The organism is Bacillus sp. ISL-77 (assembly GCF_018613105.1).
Window position 1 is genome coordinate 1 of record NZ_JAGGQY010000010.1, and the last position, 18,509, is coordinate 18,509.

Genomic DNA, 18,509 nt, shown 5'->3' on the forward strand with positions numbered 1-18,509 from the left:
CCTCTCTATGTGACCGAACTCTCCTTTTCTCTTCCTTCACGGTCACATAGAACCTCTCTTAACGACCAAACTCTCTCTCTTTTTTCGCCTTCACGGTCGGTTACAGCCTCTTGAGTACTAGTTCTCGCTCTCCTCAAAACTCCTCTCCATTTCCGCCCGCCCGTTGATTATTTACTCCAAATCCATCCAATGAAATGACAAATCTCACCCATTTCCCCCAAGTTTCCCTTTCAATCAAACGTTTGATTAAAACTTTGACATCCCTTGATAAATATGCGTTTGTCTCTCCAAATACGTAAATTAATTGTTGAAAAATGGACTGGAAATAGGAAATAAATAGCACCATAGCCATTATTGCCATTAAACGACGGCCATTCGACTAAATACCATATATGCTATACTAATCAAACGTTTGGTTGAAACAGCTGCAAGTATTGACCTATAAGGATTTCCCCTGCTAATGCAGGCGGGAAATTGTCGGTTTACCCGGGATCATTCCGCAGGAAATAACCATTATTTCCACAATAACAGACTGGTTTTGCTTGAACTTACACCATTCTATTAATTCCGCCCCTTTTCCCTACTATATAAACGTTTGATTAAAAGAGGGCTCAGCCCGTGCCATTCCTGGATTTATTCCTCTAAATGGCTGAAAAGTTTGTCGAGAACTATCTTTAAAACACCTCTTTTCTGGAGCTTACTAATGGACATCTTGCACTCCACGTAATAAATAGCCGGTTTTATTTGTGGAAAAATTGATTCGCTGATAAAGTTGAATTTCCGCTGATAAAATGGTCCAGTTTGCCGATATCCTTCAAAAATACGCTGATAAACTGCTCATCGAGACGAGTTTTCCAACTTTTTGCCTCCTCAAACGCTGCGTAATCGAAAAATGTCATTGTTTATTTGCGGATTATCAGCTTTTATTTGCGCATTAACACCTTTTATTTGCGCATCCATAAAATCAGATAGATCCCTACCTCTTTAACGGAGATTGAGCCGAACTTTAATCTTTTATTCTATTAAGGTATCGTGGAACAATCCTATGAAACAAGATTAATCGAGTCAAGACATCAGAATATACACAAATTCGACACAAACAACACGCAATACTCCTTGCATTCGACGAATATCTTTGATTATATTATTGTGGGAATATTTTTTCTTCATGGAATTTTTGAACTCTTTCTATTTGTTATATATTCTGGCATAGGTAGGTATCAGCTGATGGTATTTGACGGCATCATTATTTCGTTTATCGTAGGTTTTCTTCGCAAAGGGAACTTAAGAGCACTGGCACAACTAAAGCTAAAGTGGGGATGGATCTTTCCGCTATTATTGGTCGTTGAATTAGCCGTTTTTATTCTCCAAAACGATAGCAAATTTCTCGGACAGGTAAGCGGATACATATACATTGTGGTATATGTACTCGGTTTACTATTTTTATTTATAAACCGCAAAAACGCAGGTTTTAATCTGATTTTACTAGGTGTATTTCTCAATTTCTTGGTTATGGTGACGAACGGCGGTAGAATGCCGGTATCATTAGATGCTGCATCTATTTTACCAGCTGGTTATCTCGATGTTTTTAAAGAGCAATTATATGCGAAGCATACAGCGCTAACAGAATCTACAAAACTAGGCATCTTAGGCGATATTATCCCAATTACAGACCCATATCCTAGAACACAAATTATTAGCATCGGTGATATAATTATGAATATCGGTGCCTTCCTCTTTATTCAATACTTAATGCTAAAACACCCTGCAGCAAAGAATAGGCATGAAAGGTCACTCTCCATTAAAGGAGGTGAAACCAAATGAAACCACAAAAGCCAGAAGGCCTTAAATTAACAAGTGTTATCGTAAATGCTATTATTCTTGCTTCAATGATTATTGCTTTAACATCTGGAATGAAACTAATATAATAAGAAGAATGGAGGAGTAAAATTATCTTACTTCTCCATTCTAATATTTTTAGATATGAGTGATTAAAAATGGACAGAATCAAACAACCGGCTAATCTCTATTTATTGATGGTTTCATTTCTCGGAAGTATAGGATTTTTACTGTTAAAACCCTTTAATTTCCTCGATACTTCAAAATTAGTAATTACCCTTACCTTAGTAGGAGCGATATTACTCCTAAATCATTACACGATCCCCATTCCACCTGACGGAAATTCCATTTCGATGGACTCTGCAATTTATCTAGCCAGCATTTTTTTATTTGGCTTAAATTTTACATTAGAAGTTTTACTAATCAATTCGGTGATCTATGCCATATATAAACGAAAGATTGTCTGGTGGAAACATCTATTCAATTTTTCAATCTATAGTATTATGATGATTCTTTCCTATTTTCTCTTTACTTCGACCAATGGAGTCGTAGGTGACATTAATACAGGCAACTTATTACCTTACATTCTTTCACTTAGTGCCTATTTTATTCTAAACACGATTTTAATCAGTTTATACTTCCTTCTGCTGCAAACAGAAAGCTCGATTAAATTAATGACCGGAATTGTAAGGGATAAAACCTTTCTAGTAAGCTACCTTTGTACATTATTACTCTCACTTGTACTTGGAATTCTTATTCAGGTAAATCCAATCTTGGGCCTCGTTATGTTTGTGTGCATTTCGATCCTTTTGTCGGTAGCATTTAATGAACATTTCCGCTTGTTTCAAGAAACCCTGGATAAAGCCAACAAAGACACCCTTACTGGTCTCAATAACCATGGTTACTTTAAAGAAATTTTGGAAAAAGAAGTAGCGATCGCAAAGGAAACGGATCAGCCATTAAGTGTGGTCATCCTTGATATAGATGATTTTAAAAAATTCAACGATCTGTACGGGCATATTCAAGGGGATCATCTGCTCCAAGAATTTGGTGCCATTTTAAAAACCGAGTCCGACGCTGCAAATTTTATCGTTGCACGCTATGGCGGCGAAGAATTTTCGATTATCATGCCAAACACCGATCGTAAAACAGCTTATTCGTTCATGAATGAATTACGGAAGAAAGTAAATGACACCTACTATAAAGGGGTGGAACGTCTCCCTTACGGCTGCTTGTCCTTTTCATCTGGGATTGCCGAATGTGAAAAAGAGACCTACAATATTTCTGAACTTCTGAACAAAGCGGATCAAGCGATGTATGCGGCGAAAAACCAAGGGAAAAATCTTGTCCAAATCTATAATGGGCATTCCGAATATTCCGTTCATCACTCGCTTTCACTTGAAAAGGAGTTGGAGGAAGCGGAGTTTCAATTAAAGATCTTCCTCTCAAAAGATGTCTATACCTATCGCCACAGTAAACGGGTCTACCAATATGCGGTTGATTTTTCACGAATGCTTAACTTAAGTATTCATGAACGCAAAACGCTGATTCTTGGAGCTCTTGTTCATGACATTGGAAAAATAGAAATCCCGCGGGAGATTTTAAATAAAAAAGGAAAGCTTGAGCCTCATGAATGGGAATTGATGAAGAAGCACGTAACCTACGGAAAAGAGATCATTTCAACGAATAAGAAATTAGAAGACTTGATTCCGCTAGTTGAACTCCACCATGAACGCTATGATGGGAACGGCTATCCATATGGCTTAGCAGGAAAATCGATTCCAAAGCTGGCGCGAATTCTCTGTGTGATCGATTCCTTTGACGCAATGACAACCGAGCGTCCTTATCAAAAAACAAAAACCTTCCATGAAGCGATCGCTGAATTGCGCGACTGCTCTGGAAAACAATTTGATCCTCAATTCATTGAACCGTTTATAGCGATGATCAAGGAGTTTGATCACTCCGGGGATGAACGAAAAGAAGAGCTTGCCGCAGTGAATGGCTAATACTTTCCGCACAGTTGGCAGAAGAAAAAAATCAATAGTAGAAAAAGAAAAACCTCATTTAGACCCGGTTCACCAGAACGTGTCTAAATGAGGTTTTCTTTTTCAAATGATAAATTTAAGCTCTTTGATCTGACCCCTGCATCAAAGTTATACAAAAAAGAGGAGAAGCAGGAAGGTTTCCTCATTTTTCTAGGGCAATATATTTTGATTGGATCTTAGGTAATTTACAAATCCTATCAAATGAAATCAATGCAAATCGGAACGAAATCATCGAAACAGGAACAAAAATGACAAAAATAGCTAATGGAGCATAAAAAAGTACAATGCCTGCTGCAATCCACATAAGTATAATTGCAAAGGTTGTCTTTACATCAATCAATGAAAATGTAAATGCTTGTTTGATAAGTCCAATTCCTTTTGTTTCATAATGAACCAGAATAGAAAACAATAGGGCACTAGTCAAAAGATAGATGATGAGAGCCGTTATGGTTATGACAATCAGCACTACTTTTACGTTGCTTGGAATTTGCAGGAAATAGACTACATCTAACACAAGTAAAAAACCAAGGAAGATCCAAACAGTACCGACCATAGATCCTTGTTTGAAAAATAACCGATATTCATGAATAAAACTTCGAATAACACTAGGATCCTTATATAAATGCCACTTTCTTATTACCCCATACATCGCAGCAGTTGAGGGTCCAATCGTAAATACGGGCATAGAACAGATAACCCATAAGAGATTTAGGATCATGATGTTCGTTACAGTTCTCATGAATAATGCGGTTTTTCCATCCCAAGGATTCATGTCTATCTTCCTTTCTTATTTCCAAGTAGATTCAAGGCTGTGTATAGTTACATTGGATAAAACAACTTCCCCTTCGGTTGCCATAAACTCTAGCTTATAATCTGATTCACAAGGGTAGAATAACTCTGTCATGACACGACTACCCTGATTGACAAACAATTCAATCGAGGTTTTATCTAGAATGAAGGTAAAATCATTAACTTCAGCTAATGGCATCGTATCCACACTCGCAAAATGCTCTGAAAATGAAACTTGACCACTATTTCTTCGATCAATCCTCACTTCATGTTTTACACGATCAAAGATAATTTGCAGTTTCTCCTGCTCTCCGCTAAGCGTGATGGAAAAAGAGGAAGCCGTATTTTTTACCACATTTGCTTCTGCAATAAATTGGAGATTATCCAATACAATTGGACCAGATTGACTGGATTGTAAGGTTATAGTTTCATTAGATAGAATCGGATTTTTATATAAAGATGATAGGTCAAATGGTGTTTGAACTAAGGTCAAATCACCTTTTTGCCTGCGCAGACTCAACTTCCTCGGAATAGACATCACGCTTCTAAAAGGATTTGTCGGGACTTGATTGGCATACTGCCAATTGCTCATCCATCCAATCCAAGTAGGTTCAGAGAGATTACTCCATGTAACGGCTGCATAAAAATCACGCCCAAAATCGGCCCATTTCACTACCTCGTTTTCATCATCACAGCAAAAAGTCGTCCCATCAAAATCACCAATGAAATACTGGACAACGGATCCTCCATTCGGACCGCCTGGGTTAATACTAACAATCAATACCCATTTCCTTTCGTTCTCACCTTTCACCGCCAATGGAATTAAGTCCGGGCACTCCCAAACGCCTCCATGTGCACCGTATTCACTGCCGAATGTGGACAGAAGATTCCAATCAATTAGATTTGGTGACCCATAAAAATGAATACAATCACCACATGCTAGAGACATCACCCATTTTTGTGACTCCTCATGCCAAAATACCTTTGGGTCTCGGAAATCTTTTATTCCCGGATTATCAATAACGGGATTCCCAGCATATTTAGTCCATGATCGCCCTCGATCATTGGAATAAGCAATGCTCTGCTTTTCATTGTCCTTACCATGATGGGTAAAGATTGCTACCATCACATCTTCATCAGAAGATTTTAATCCACTGGTGTTTTGTTTATCAATAACCGCACTGCCTGAAAAAATCTGTCCCAATTCATCCGGGTAAAGAGCAATCGGCAATTCCTCCCAGTGTAACAGGTCTTTACTTACCGCGTGGCCCCAGTGCATAGGCCCCCATACGATATCATGTGGATGATATTGATAAAAAAGATGGTACTCTTCCTTGTAATATACCAACCCATTTGGATCATTCATCCATTTTTCTTTTGGGCTAAAGTGAAGCTGCGGTCGAAATTGTTCATCGTACATGAGGAACACCTCCAGTTATAGTTTCCAAATGATCCAAGGCAGGTACGACGCTAAACCCGCCTTTTACTGTAGTAGTTTGTGCCGCCACACCATTTGCAAATTGAAGCATATCACTTAAGTCAGTTTTCGTTAATTCTTGAATCGGTTTGCTTTTTACTAAAAACTGATGAAGCACAGAGGCCATGAAGGCGTCCCCTGCTCCTGTTGTATCAACTGGCTGTACCTCAATCCCCTTTTCTTCAAGTAGGTGCCCGTTGCAAATGACCATGGCACCTTCTTTTCCTTTTGTCATAAACAACAATGGAATATGGTAATTTTCGGCAAGCAGTTGAGAGGCTTTTAGTGGATCAGCTTCATTCATAATAAACTGTACTTCCTCATCGGAAATTTTTACAATATCTGCCCATTTTAACCCGTCTATCATCATCCTTTTGGCATCTTCTTGATTTTCCCATAATAATGGACGATAATTCGGGTCGAAACTGATGATTTTATTTTCCTTTTCTGCATATTTCAATGCTTCTAGCGTTGATTCCCTCGAAGGATGATGGGTTAAGGAAAGAGAACCAAAGTGAAAAATCTTCGCCTCCCGAATCAGATGGTATTCAATCTCATCGTTCGTTAAAAGTTGGTCAGCACCAGGATTACGAATAAAATCGAAGGTCCGATCCCGATTTTCATCGAGAGAAACAATGGCCACAGTAGTTGGTGCCGCTTCTTCCATGAGCACGTAATCAACATTGATCCCTTCACTTTGGACACTTTTCTTCAAATAGGTTCCAAATGCATCGTTTCCTACCTTTGAAATATAAGCAGTGGAGTGTCCCCACTTCGCTAATCCAGACAACACATTGATTGGTGCCCCACCTACTTTTGCCTCATAGGAAGGGTTATCGGGTGTATAGTCATTATGGGGGATTAAATCAATCAATAATTCGCCTAAAGATACAATTTCGAACATATTGCTTTCTCCTTAATCAACCTTTTACGCCGCTTGAAGTGATCCCTTGGACATAATAGCGTTGGAAAAATATGAATATCAAGATAACAGGAATCGTTGTTAACGTAAGTGCAGCCATGATTTGACCATATTGAATGTTATTATCTGTAAAGAGATATTGAATCCCAATTTGTACAGTTTGAATAGACTGATCTGTTGCAACAATAAGTGGCCACATAAAATCACTCCAATGGGTGACAAATGTTAAAATGGCAGCTGTCGCAAACACAGGTTTTGAATTAGGAACAACAATCCGGACAAAGGTTTGCCATGGGGATGCTCCATCGATTTGTGCTGCTTCTTCCAATTCCTTTGGAAAACCCATGAAGAATTGTCTGAATAAGAAGATATTAAATGCACTAGCAATAAACGGAATAATGAGTGCCGGAAATTCATTAATCCACCCAAATTTATTGACAACAATATAGAGGGGAATTAATACACTTTCAAATGGAACAACATATAAAGCAATGATGATAATTAAAATGAGATCACTGCCGGGGAATTTCAATTTTACAAGTGCATAGGCACATATGGAGTTGACGACTGTACCTAAGATGACAATCATTCCAACTGTAAATAAACTGTTCCCCATATAATGAAAGAAGTTAATATTTTCGTTGAATAAAATTTTTGCATAGTTATCAAAGGTCGTTTCTTTCGGAATAAACGCTTCAAATCCCATATCTTTAAAAATCAATGTTTCAGGTTTGACGGATGCAATGATCATCCAAAGGAGTGGGGAGATAAACAAAAACCCAAGCACGAGGATGCTAATTGTAATACCCATTTTTCCTATACGTTTTTTTGTACGGTTTGTCATCATCAATCCACCCCTTTATTGTTTTAATAGTTTTTTAAGTAACAATGACGTAATGATAACTACTAGGAAAAAGACTACGGCGATCGCAGAAGAATAACCTACATCACGAAATTGGAAGCCATTTTCATAAAGCATAAAAACAAGCGTTTTTGTTGAATCACTCGGTCCACCATTCGTCATAACATAAGGCTGGATAAATAATCGAAAGGCTTGAATCGTTGTGATAATCAGGACAAAACCAGTCACATGTTGGATAGACGGCAGGGTTACATTCCTAAATTTCTGCCATACATTTGCACCGTCTATTTCAGCCGCTTCGTATAATTCCTCAGGGACATCCTTTAATCCTGCCAGGAAGATCATCATTTGAAATCCAGCAGCTTGCCAGATAGACATAAAGATGATGGAGTTCATCGCTTGGTCCGGACTTAACAAAAACGGCTGGTTTTCAAATCCAAAAAAGTTCAATGCATTATTGATCAATCCATTATCCACGTTGTATAAAAATGTCCAAAGAATAGCGACAACCACCATGGAGGTGACTACCGGGCTAAAGAAAAATACGCGTCCTAGGGAAGCCGCCTTCACCTTTTTATTCACAAGAATAGCTAACAAAAGCGCCACGCCACATTGAAGCGGGACAACAAGAACGGTAAAATACAATGTATTTTTTAATGCGGTAAAAAAGATTTTATCTTGAAAAAGTCTTATATAATTATCGAAGCCGGTAAACACTTTTGCATCTGGGTTTAACATATTGTAATTCATAAAGCTATAGAAGAACGCCAATATAACCGGCAAGATCAAAAATGTAAACAATAATGCTAAGGCTGGAAGAGAGAACAACACCCCTAGCACTTTTTGTTGACGTTTGTAGGTCATTGGACTTTCACGTTTGTATGCCAAGTGACTATCACCGCTTTTAACAATTTCCGCCATGTTTACACCTCCACATTGTAGTATCAAAAAAGGCAATCATACGATTGCCTTTATCTAGTTTTTATTTTTTACGTGCAATATCTTCATCAGTTTCTTTCGCTACTTTATCTAATTCTTCCTGAACGTCACCGCCAAGGAAAATATTTTGAACGGCCTGCCCGTACTTAGTAGACAATACAGGGTATGAAGTTGTAGCAGGTCTAGGATGAGCTGTATTTAACACTTGATCTTTTAAGATGTTAAGAGGTGCTTCATTCCATTCTGTCATTTCTTCAAATGAAGACATACGTGCTGCTGGCTTATTATCAGCTTTTGCTAATTTAATGATATTTTCTTTATTCATAATATAGTTCAGAAGAGTGGCTGATTCTTTTTTATGCTTTGTATCCGTAGAAATTCCCCAGTTCCAGTCACCTGATGGTGAAACTTGCTCTCCAGAATTGCTTCTTGGATAATAAGTAATCCCCCACTCAGTCTTAGGATAATCTTGTAACTTTCTCCATTCCCAAGAACCCATTAACATCATTGCAGCTTTTCCATCTTCAAATTCAGTTGGTTTAGGTTGTAGATTAACTAGACCTTCCTTTGTAAACTTTTGAAGGTATTTTAAAGCTTCCACTGTTTTTGGACCATTTACAAAACCATCAGCTTTTGTACCATCTTCAGCAATAAAGCTTCCACCATTACTCCATACGGTAGGACCTGAGAAATAGATAATCCATTCACCGTAATCGAGGGTCCAGTTTACACCATAAATACCTTTCTTTTTATCTGTTAATTTTTTAGCAGCTTCATAGAATTGATCCCATGTCCATGCATCTTCTAGCTTTGTAGGAGGTGTGATACCCGCATCTTTTAACATTTTAACGTTATAAAACAAGGCAACTGTTGATTCTGTGGCTCCAACGGTATATAACTTACCATCAAACGTACCTTGTGTAATGATCGAATCTACAAAATCATCTTGATTTTCGACAAGACCGTCAATAGGCTGGATAATCCCAGAATCAGCGTAGTTGGCCACGTTCGGACCATCCATAGCTACCAAATCAGGAAGTGTATCGCTTGTTGCTGCAGCAGAAACTTTATCTTCATAGGCATATTTATTACCTCGAGGAATTAATGTAAGTTCTGCTTCAATTTTCCCTTTGTTTTCCTTGTTGAATTCTTTAATAATTTCTTTATACGCTTCTGATGTATCCCCTTTTGGATGCCATAATGTTAATTTAACGGCTCCACTTTCACTCTTTGATGCGCTATCACTACTACATGCGCTCAAGATTCCTAATAATAAGACAATAGACATACTAATTGCGAACAGTTTTTTCACTACTTTTCCCCCTCTGTCTTGTTTTTTCCATAAAGCGTTTTCACATATTAAGCATAAAATAATTGAAACGCTTTCAAAATGAGGTATTCCTCTTATGATTGTTTAAATTTTTACTATTTTCGAAATGGAAAAAGCCTCCCAAAAAAATATTGAGAGACTTAAAGCTAATCTTTCTTAAATAGTTTTCGATATTCACTTGGTGTTTTCTTCATTTTCCTCTTAAAGACCTGGCTAAAGTATCGTTGATCCGTATAGCCCACTTTTTGAGCTATTTCATACGTCTTTAAATCTAGATTTTCTAAAAGCAGGCATGCGTAATTGACTCTCACATCCGTCAAATATTCAAGGAAGGTTACTCCAGTTCTTTGTTTAAAAAGATTACTAAAATAACTTACACTCAAACCAACCTGTTCTGCCACTTGCTCTATACCCAAATCTTGTTCAAAATGATTCTTTATAAAAGATATTGCATTATTCATCAAGTCTGCTGATGTTTGTTTTCGTTTATACTCCTCTTTGATCAGTCCGTCAGTAATAATAGCACTCTTTATAAAGGCATCAAACTTGATTAATTCCCTTGTATGATCTACTGATTTTCGTATATCCAATAAACATTCTACGGATGGACCAATGGATACTATACATTTTTGTGAAGCTTCCTGGACGATTTGTTGGGCAAAACCCTTCACACATCCATCAATTGGAACAGGTAAATTGTTTGAGAATTCTAGCACGACAATGACATCCACATCCGAGATTCGATAAATAAATAGCTTCGTATTCCCTTTCATACAGGAATCATGGATCTGGTGAATGATCGATTCTATATTTTGCTCAGGGGATTTCACTGCCATCGCAATATAGGGCTGATATTTATTGATCACTTCCGGTTTTATATTTTCCATTGTAATCAATTCATAAATCAGGAATTTTTCATACTCATGTTCCTTTATTTTTTGATTTTTCAATTCCCCAATAGCACGTTCAACGCATTCTTGTAATTCATCATAATCAATCGGTTTTAGGATATAATCAAGGGCATTATTTTTTAAACCTTCTCTAGCATATTCAAAATCATCATAACCGCTTATTAATAATGTAATCGGTTGATAAGGTAATTTTTGTATCTGCTTTAATAAGTCAATACCAGAAATCCCCGGCATCGATATATCCGTTAATAGGAGGTCAATTCGTTCCTTTTCTAGTATCTCTAATGCTTCCTGGCCATTTTGGGCGGTACCTATAATCAGACAATCTAATGCGTGCCAATCAATAATTTGTGTAAGATTCTTTAATATTAGTGGTTCATCATCTGCAATTAATACTTTAAAGCCCATGTTTTTCACCTTTTATTGGAAATGAAATTTTTATTATCGTTCCATTCTTTTCATCTGAACAAATGATTAACCCATAATTTTCACCATAATAAAGTCCTAATCGTTCCTGAACATTACGAATCCCATGACCTCTGCCGTTACATTTCTCTGGTTCCCAGCCATTTAATTTCAACAAGGCTTTTTTATCAATTCCCTTGCCATTATCCTCAACCCAAAATTGACCTTGCCCATTGGTCATGGCAGCTCTAATTTTGATGATTCCGACGTGTTCCTGATCAAACGCATGGATTAAGATATTTTCAACGAGCGGCTGGAGAATGAGTTTTAAAACAGGTTCGTTTTTCAACCCTTCGTCTACTTCAACCATGAATGAAAATCGATTATCATATCTGATTTTTTGAATTTCTAAGTAGCTAATGACATGACGGATCTCATCTTGAACCTTAACTTCATAGCCTCCATTAATACTAATCCGTAATAATTTTCCGAGATTAATCGTCATTTTACTAATTTCTTTTTGGCCATTTAATGCAGCAAGCGCATTGATTGATTCAAGCGTATTATATAAAAAATGAGGGTTAATTTGTTGTTGCAGCACTTTGAATTGCGCTTCCCGCTTACGTTCCTGTTCGGTTTCCACTTCTTTCAATAATTGTTGAATCCGAGAAATCATGTTATTAAATCCTAACGAAATTTTCTCTAATTCTTTTAATTTGAAACTTTCCATTCGACTACTTAACATACCTACTTCAGCTAGTTTCATATGTTTTAGTAGCTCTTGAATGAAACGCGAAATATTTTTTAAGAATAAAACATTAAAAAGGACGGCAATGATTACAGCAAAAGCGACAATTAACAACGTTGTATTTCGAATATGTTGAATATCGTTGGAAATATCCTTCCAAGGTTTAATAGAAATCAAAATGGCAGATGAATTCGTTCCAGTAGTAAAACTTGACGGCATATACGTAATTAAGCTTTTCTCACGATTCCAATAATCAATGAGATATCCATTTTCCTGTGATTGAATCTCAGAGAATTGGTCGATATCAAACTGCTTACCAATTAAATCCCTGTCTAATGAATATAATATCGTCCCATTTTGATTGACTAACATTCCATATGCTGTATCTTCTTGGACGTCCTTAAAGATATTATCAAATAGGTCTAGTTTGACGTCTAAAATCAAGTAACCTAAGTCAGTAAGAGTATCAATATCCTTTACCACTCTTCCTTGAGTTAGCACAAACCTTTTTTCATGATTAAATGGATGAATTTCAGACGGGGTTAACCAAACGGATCTTCCTTTTTCTTGCAGTATTTGATGATTAAAAAGGCTTGCTTGGAATGTTTTAAATGATGGAATCTGTGTATTTTTTAAATGGGTAGCACTCCCGCTTTTACTATATAAAATAAAATCATCTATTTGCGAGTTTCCATGCATAATGCCCGCAATCGCCTGCTTCTTATTGTAAAATTCGATAATGGATGTCCTATCATTTGTTCTTAAAAACGAGTGAATTTCACCTGATGAAATAACATAGTCTGAAAAAGCATTTACTTCTGATACAGAAGCCACTATATTTCGATTAACAGCCCTTAATGTCTGAACCGTTTGATTGCTTATCTTTTGTTGTAAGGTTGTTGATGAAATTTTGTATGATACAAACCCTAATATGATGATAGGCAGTAAAATAAAAAGTAAAAAGGCTATGATCATTTTTTGTTGAAATCTAAGCATACAGACACCTATTTCTTCTATTTTAAATCCTTATAATAATTAAACATGTCTTCGAGATTGTTAAGAAAGGTATCGATATTCTTATCATAATAAAACTGTAAGGTATATTTCCGAAAATCGGATTCTGCAGCTGTTCCTCCTGCCCAATAATGGTTTGGCCAGTTTACGGTTTTACCTTCATGTATTTTTTCATTTAATAATTCTAATTGAGGTGTATTAATATTAACTCCCTTGACCGTACTAATCGATCCCTCGTAATCCGAAAGTCTTTGAGCAATTTCCTTATTGGTTAAAAAGGCTAAAAACTGCTTGGCCTCCTTTGGATGTTTCGTATTAGAAGAAATAGCAAGTCCTATATCAACACCACCCAAAACCTTATTTTGTTTTGGTTGATTTGTTGCCGGAAATGGAAAAATTCCATAATGTAAATTGGGATTATGTTTTTCAATCTCAGTTAAAGCCCATGTCCCCATAACGTACATAGACCCTTGTCCATTTGCAAATTTGCGATTCACTTCAAAGAAATCATCCTGAAAGGAATTTAATTGTACATACGATAGAGCAGTTATCGTCTTTTCTGAAATTTCCCTCCACTCTTTATTTTTCGAGATAGAAAATGTTTCTTTCTCCCAATAATGAGTGTTAATGTCGTTTGCTACAAAGTTTAAATTAAAAATACTTGATCGGTTAGCATCTTTATTTGGCATTAACAAAGGTGTTTTTCCTGCAGCTTTTAATTTTTCCATAACCTCAATAAACTCATCCCAGGTTTGTGGAATGGAAAGATTCAATTCTTGAAAATGATCTATATTATATAGCACGCCTACAGCATTCTGGGTTAATGCGGCACCATACATTTTACCATTGACAAGATAGCGATTTTGTATGCTTGGTTCGATATTCTGTATAAAATCTTCATGAGTCAAATCTAGTAAATAACCTTTATCTGCCCTGATGAGGTAATCTTGCTCAATAGGATAGGTAATGAAAATATCTGGTATATCCCCTCTCGCTATTCTAGTTTTTAATACCCTCATCCCTTCTGGTATAACTTCTTGACTAATATCAATGGTAGGATGTTGTTTTTCAAATTCATGAATTAACTCCTCAAAGATTGGCTCTGTTTCAATTTTGGGTGTAAAAAACTCAAGGTGTACCTTTTCTTTATTGGTGGTTAACTCGACTACCTTATTACCATTACACGCTGTCAATAATAAAATAGATAAACAAATGCAACGAAAAAGAGACTTCATAGAACCCCCGTTATTTCCGGTTTAAATTTAGTTTTAATTAACACATCTGTTCACTCAAAAATCTTATTTTTATACTACTATAATTCAGAATACATTGATATTAAAAAAATCTGACAATAAAGGCGTATAGAGACAAAAGTTTCCTTCACAAAAAGCCAAGTTCCCTAAGAAACTTGGCATTCAACATATTCAGGCTCGAACCAAGATATTAATATACCTTCACAACTTTCACCTTACTCTGGTTCCCAGCCTTATCTAATACAGAAACCTCTAATGATTTCCCCTTTTTCTGTACCTTAATCACTGCTTTAAACTTTCCGTATTTATCTGTGAGCGTTTTACCAATCAAAGTTACACCGTTATAAATATATACAGTTGATCCTGCTTCAGCTTTTCCTGTAACCGATTTTGATAGATGCGTTACTTTGTTGACAACCGGGATGGCAGGTGCAGTTTTATCAACTACCGTAACAGTGGTTTGACTTTGGTTCCCCGCTTTATCACTAGAATAAACTGTTAATCGGGTCCCTGCTTTTTTTGCTGTTCGGATTTTTATTAGGAAGGATCCAGTACTATTCGCATAACTCTGACCTAAAACAGAACTCCCCGCCTTAATGACTACTTTTGCACCCGCTTCCGTTCTCCCAAAAATAATCGTTTGATTATCACCTAAGGAATAAATCGAAGGCTTAACAGGCGCTGTTTTATCTGAAACGATGACCGCAACTTCTCCACTTTTGTTACCTCCACCATCTTGTACAAAAACAGTTAATCGGGTCCCTGCTTTTTTGACAGCAATTTTAACAGAAAAAGTACCAGAAGAACTTACCAAGGCTTGACCGATGATGGTTGAACCAGATTTCACAACTGCCTTCGTTCCAGCTTCTGCTTTCCCTGTAACAGCTGTTTGATTGTCTCCCACCGGATTGACAATCGGGTTTGCAGGAGGGATGGTATCCTTTACCGTTACTGAAATGGTTTTACTCCTATTTCCAGCTAAATCCTCAGCATATACTTGCAGGAGGGTTCCGCCCTTTTGTTTATCAATCGTGACATTGAAATTTCCTGCAGGATCAGCTACACCACTGCCAAGCAGCGTTGTCCCTTTCTTGACATAAACCGTCGCATCAGCCTCGGTTGTCCCAGTTACGGTTGTATCAAAATCACTCACAGGGTTAATCGAACCGATGACTGGCGGAGTGTAATCGCCTTCTAGATCTTTCGGTATAAATGTATATGTCACATCAGCACCTTTATCCGCTGGTACTGTATATTCTGTTTGGGAATCCAGCTGCTTAACGACAGCCCCACCGCCATGTAGCTCCGTTCCTGAACCGTTGTATAATTTTGGCGTGACTGCTTCAAAGCCTGGTTCCCCTTTAAAACCATATAACCCAGTCCCCTGTTTTAATAAAAGGGCAGCACGGAAAGATGTCATAAATTTCCCAAAGGAAAGGGTAGGGCTGATATGTTTTTGTACAGCAGCTTCCACCGCACGATAATCATTGTTTGGATCATTTAATAGTTCTTTAAAAATACTATCTCCTTGGTTCGCTTGAATCTTTAAATATTGAGCGAATAAGTAGGAGAGAGAATAATTAGCTAATACATCCCCGTAATCATCCCAATATAATAAAGAATGGCCATTGGTTATGGAGTCCGAATAATTATAATAATCGATTCGATCATCTAATGCCTGCCCAGTATACATTTGCTCAGCAGCCATGGCCATCGCTTCATCCAACCAAGTATCCATAGATTCCGTACTGCCTTCGATTAACACATTCCGGTTAAAGTTCACCATGTGCTGAAATTCATGCGCTAACGTGCTATATGCTTCCGTCACATCCTTCGTGGTTCCAGTACCCATGGATGGATAGGTATCCATATAGAATATTTCGGATTGATTGGAGTGAGGGTCAGCATATAAGTCACCTGCCCAAAAATAGCCCCCAATATATGCACCGCTACCATCAAAACCATCCTCGATATCATAGCATAGGATATTGACCTTCCCATTTCCATCCACATCAGACGCTCCGCCAAAGCTGTTCGTAATAAGTGGTTGAATTTTACTATCAAACTCTTTTCCTAACTTTTGTGCATCTAAACTAGTAATTTGATTATTATAGACCCAGACATTTGCCGTGGTCCCGCTATATAATAATTTGGCCGTTATTTGCGTATCAAAATTGTTGACAAAGTCTGTCACCCAGAACGGTTTACTATCACCAACTACGGGGACCGACTGAGCAGAAAAATATTTCTTCACCAGCTTGCTGCTGTTTTTTGCACTATTAAAAGGTTTGTTAACATCCATTTGGTAGGCAGTTGGTTTTAAATCGTTGTTAAATGAAAAGTTTTGTTTTTTTACATTAAATGTGCCCGTATATGCCGTTCCATCGCCATTGGTTGCTTCGTTACCAATGATGACGTAATTCCCTTCTACAGCCAAATTTCCTGCAACACCAGGTTCTTGACCATAAGCGATTGTAGGTACGCAAAGCAGCAAAATTGATAGAAGCGAACAAAGGGTCCTTTTGAGATTGTTCATATAATACTCTCCAATCATTAGTTAACTTCATTTGTGGATACTAATAATCTTTTTTTGGATCTAGGGATGGAAAATTGTAAATTTTATATTAATATACTTTTGAAAAAGTTGACTTACTCTGATTACGAGCCTTATCCAATGAAATCACTTCTAATGTGGAGCCCTTCTTTTGTGCGTTAATGGGTGCTGTAAAGCTTCCACTACTATTGCTGGAAGCTATTCCAACCAAAGTCGAACCGTTAAAAATATACACCATCGCGCCTCTTTCTGCTTTTCCTGTCACCTTCGTTGAGGTATAGGTTACCTTATTAACAGTTGGCACATTAGGAGCTATTTTATCAACCACTATAACTGTGGTACCTTGGCTCCGGTTACCTACCCGGTCCGTTGCAAATGTAGTAAAGATCGTCCCAGCTTTCCTAATCGATGTAAGTTTAATAGTGAAAGAGCCTGAACTAGATGCAGCCGTTTGGCCTACAACAGTCGAGCCTTGTTTCATGACCACTTTCGAGCCGGCTTCTGCTTTACCTCTGATAATGTTTTGATTGTCACCAACAGAGTAAACAGTTGGTTTGCCTGGAGCAGTTTTATCAATCACAGTGACCGTTGCTCCACTGCTCAGATTCCCCGCTCTATCTCTAGCATAAACGGTTAATTTTGTCCCTGCTTTTTGTTTAGGAATCGTGACACTGTAAGTTCCATTTGACAATGCCGTCCCTCTTCCAATCGTAGTGCTTCCTCTGTTCACACTAACTGTCGAATAAGCTTCCGCTTTCCCTTTCACAGCCGTGGTCAAATCACTAACTGTTGTAACGGTTGGCTTTGATGGTGGAGTTTTATCCACAGGAGCGGTGTAAAAAGGATTTTTCACTTTAAACTGCGTAACATCTGAGTAGTATTCATCATCACTATATTCTGATACACCAACTCTTAAATAGATATATGGCTGGCCTTGATAGATTGATTTCGGAACAAGAGAATTTAGTCTAATGGTTGTATAACCAATCGTATCAAATTCAAGTGAATTCAAATACACTAGTGTGCCTCCGTTACTTTTTAGAAACTCAATCGTAACAATAGAGTCCTTCAAATATGCATAATCTGTAAAATCAAAAACCTGAACGTTCATAGTTGAGTCCGAATAATTCGACACTTCTTCAAAATAAATATCATGGGTTGTATCATAACTATCCCACAAGCTATCTACATAATTACCGTTTGCTTTTAATGAATAATCCGTCGGGTTGTATGATTGTTTAATAGATAGGGACTTTTTTGGCAAGTTCCCTGGAGTAATACTTTGACCTAGTTTGTTAGTCAGACTTTTTTCAACCTCTTTCATTTCCTGTCCATCCGCATGAATGGGTATAGCAAGAATCATTAGTACGATTAGGAAAAAAAACATCCGTAAACTCTTCATTATTTATCATCTCCCTGCT

Annotated in this window: 15 protein-coding genes; 2 read left to right on the forward strand and 13 right to left on the reverse strand. The window is 37.3% G+C overall.

Annotated elements, in window-relative coordinates; all coding sequences use genetic code 11:
• Window positions 1-5 precede the first annotated feature (5 nt).
• A complete protein-coding gene (locus J7E77_RS31060; RefSeq protein ID WP_285290461.1) occupies window positions 6-137 on the reverse strand; it encodes a hypothetical protein in 132 nt (43 codons plus the stop codon).
• Window positions 134-361, reverse strand: a complete 228-nt coding sequence (locus J7E77_RS02990; protein WP_214712239.1) for a hypothetical protein — start codon at window positions 359-361, stop codon at window positions 134-136. Before J7E77_RS02990 ends, J7E77_RS31060 begins: the two co-directional genes overlap by 4 nt.
• Window positions 362-1,227: 866 nt before the next feature.
• Here J7E77_RS02990 and J7E77_RS02995 point away from each other — a divergent pair.
• Together J7E77_RS02995 and J7E77_RS03000 are read left to right on the forward strand one after the other, a co-directional pair.
• On the forward strand, window positions 1,228-1,824 hold the full coding sequence (locus J7E77_RS02995; RefSeq protein ID WP_214712240.1) for a DUF5317 domain-containing protein: 597 nt from the start codon (window positions 1,228-1,230) through the stop codon (window positions 1,822-1,824).
• A 173-nt stretch (window positions 1,825-1,997) separates the two neighbouring features.
• The gene (locus J7E77_RS03000) at window positions 1,998-3,845 is read left to right on the forward strand and encodes a bifunctional diguanylate cyclase/phosphohydrolase (RefSeq protein ID WP_214712243.1); all 1,848 of its coding nucleotides are present in this window, start codon (window positions 1,998-2,000) and stop codon (window positions 3,843-3,845) included.
• Window positions 3,846-4,026: 181 nt separating this feature from the next.
• Here the strand turns inward: J7E77_RS03000 and J7E77_RS03005 are convergent, their stop codons facing one another.
• The 11 genes from J7E77_RS03005 to J7E77_RS03055 all read right to left on the reverse strand — a co-directional run bounded on the left by J7E77_RS03005 (window position 4,027) and on the right by J7E77_RS03055 (window position 18,490).
• On the reverse strand, window positions 4,027-4,656 hold the full coding sequence (locus tag J7E77_RS03005) for a YesL family protein (RefSeq protein ID WP_214712246.1): 630 nt from the start codon (window positions 4,654-4,656) through the stop codon (window positions 4,027-4,029).
• 15 nt (window positions 4,657-4,671) lie between these two features.
• Complete coding sequence (locus J7E77_RS03010; protein WP_214712248.1) at window positions 4,672-6,093, reverse strand: glycoside hydrolase family 32 protein; 1,422 nt, start codon at window positions 6,091-6,093, stop codon at window positions 4,672-4,674.
• Window positions 6,083-7,054, reverse strand: a complete 972-nt coding sequence (locus J7E77_RS03015) for a carbohydrate kinase family protein (protein ID WP_214712251.1) — start codon at window positions 7,052-7,054, stop codon at window positions 6,083-6,085. Before J7E77_RS03015 ends, J7E77_RS03010 begins: the two co-directional genes overlap by 11 nt.
• A gap of 16 nt (window positions 7,055-7,070) precedes the next feature.
• Entirely contained in the window at window positions 7,071-7,916 is an 846-nt protein-coding gene (locus tag J7E77_RS03020; protein ID WP_214712252.1) for a carbohydrate ABC transporter permease, read from the reverse strand.
• A gap of 15 nt (window positions 7,917-7,931) precedes the next feature.
• On the reverse strand, window positions 7,932-8,855 hold the full coding sequence (locus J7E77_RS03025; RefSeq protein WP_251027974.1) for a carbohydrate ABC transporter permease: 924 nt from the start codon (window positions 8,853-8,855) through the stop codon (window positions 7,932-7,934).
• Window positions 8,856-8,916: 61 nt separating this feature from the next.
• Window positions 8,917-10,185: an ABC transporter substrate-binding protein gene (locus tag J7E77_RS03030; protein ID WP_214712253.1), complete on the reverse strand. Its 1,269-nt coding sequence runs from the start codon at window positions 10,183-10,185 to the stop codon at window positions 8,917-8,919.
• A gap of 164 nt (window positions 10,186-10,349) precedes the next feature.
• On the reverse strand, window positions 10,350-11,522 hold the full coding sequence (locus tag J7E77_RS03035) for a response regulator transcription factor (protein ID WP_214712254.1): 1,173 nt from the start codon (window positions 11,520-11,522) through the stop codon (window positions 10,350-10,352).
• Entirely contained in the window at window positions 11,512-13,263 is a 1,752-nt protein-coding gene (locus J7E77_RS03040; protein ID WP_214712255.1) for a cache domain-containing sensor histidine kinase, read from the reverse strand. Before J7E77_RS03040 ends, J7E77_RS03035 begins: the two co-directional genes overlap by 11 nt.
• A 17-nt stretch (window positions 13,264-13,280) precedes the next feature.
• The gene (locus J7E77_RS03045) at window positions 13,281-14,516 is read right to left on the reverse strand and encodes an ABC transporter substrate-binding protein (protein ID WP_214712256.1); all 1,236 of its coding nucleotides are present in this window, start codon (window positions 14,514-14,516) and stop codon (window positions 13,281-13,283) included.
• A 208-nt stretch (window positions 14,517-14,724) separates the two neighbouring features.
• Window positions 14,725-17,070 (reverse strand): Ig-like domain-containing protein, encoded by a 2,346-nt coding sequence (locus J7E77_RS03050; protein WP_214712257.1) that lies wholly within the window; start codon window positions 17,068-17,070, stop codon window positions 14,725-14,727.
• 88 nt (window positions 17,071-17,158) lie between these two features.
• Window positions 17,159-18,490, reverse strand: a complete 1,332-nt coding sequence (locus J7E77_RS03055; protein ID WP_214712258.1) for an Ig-like domain-containing protein — start codon at window positions 18,488-18,490, stop codon at window positions 17,159-17,161.
• Window positions 18,491-18,509 lie beyond the last annotated feature (19 nt).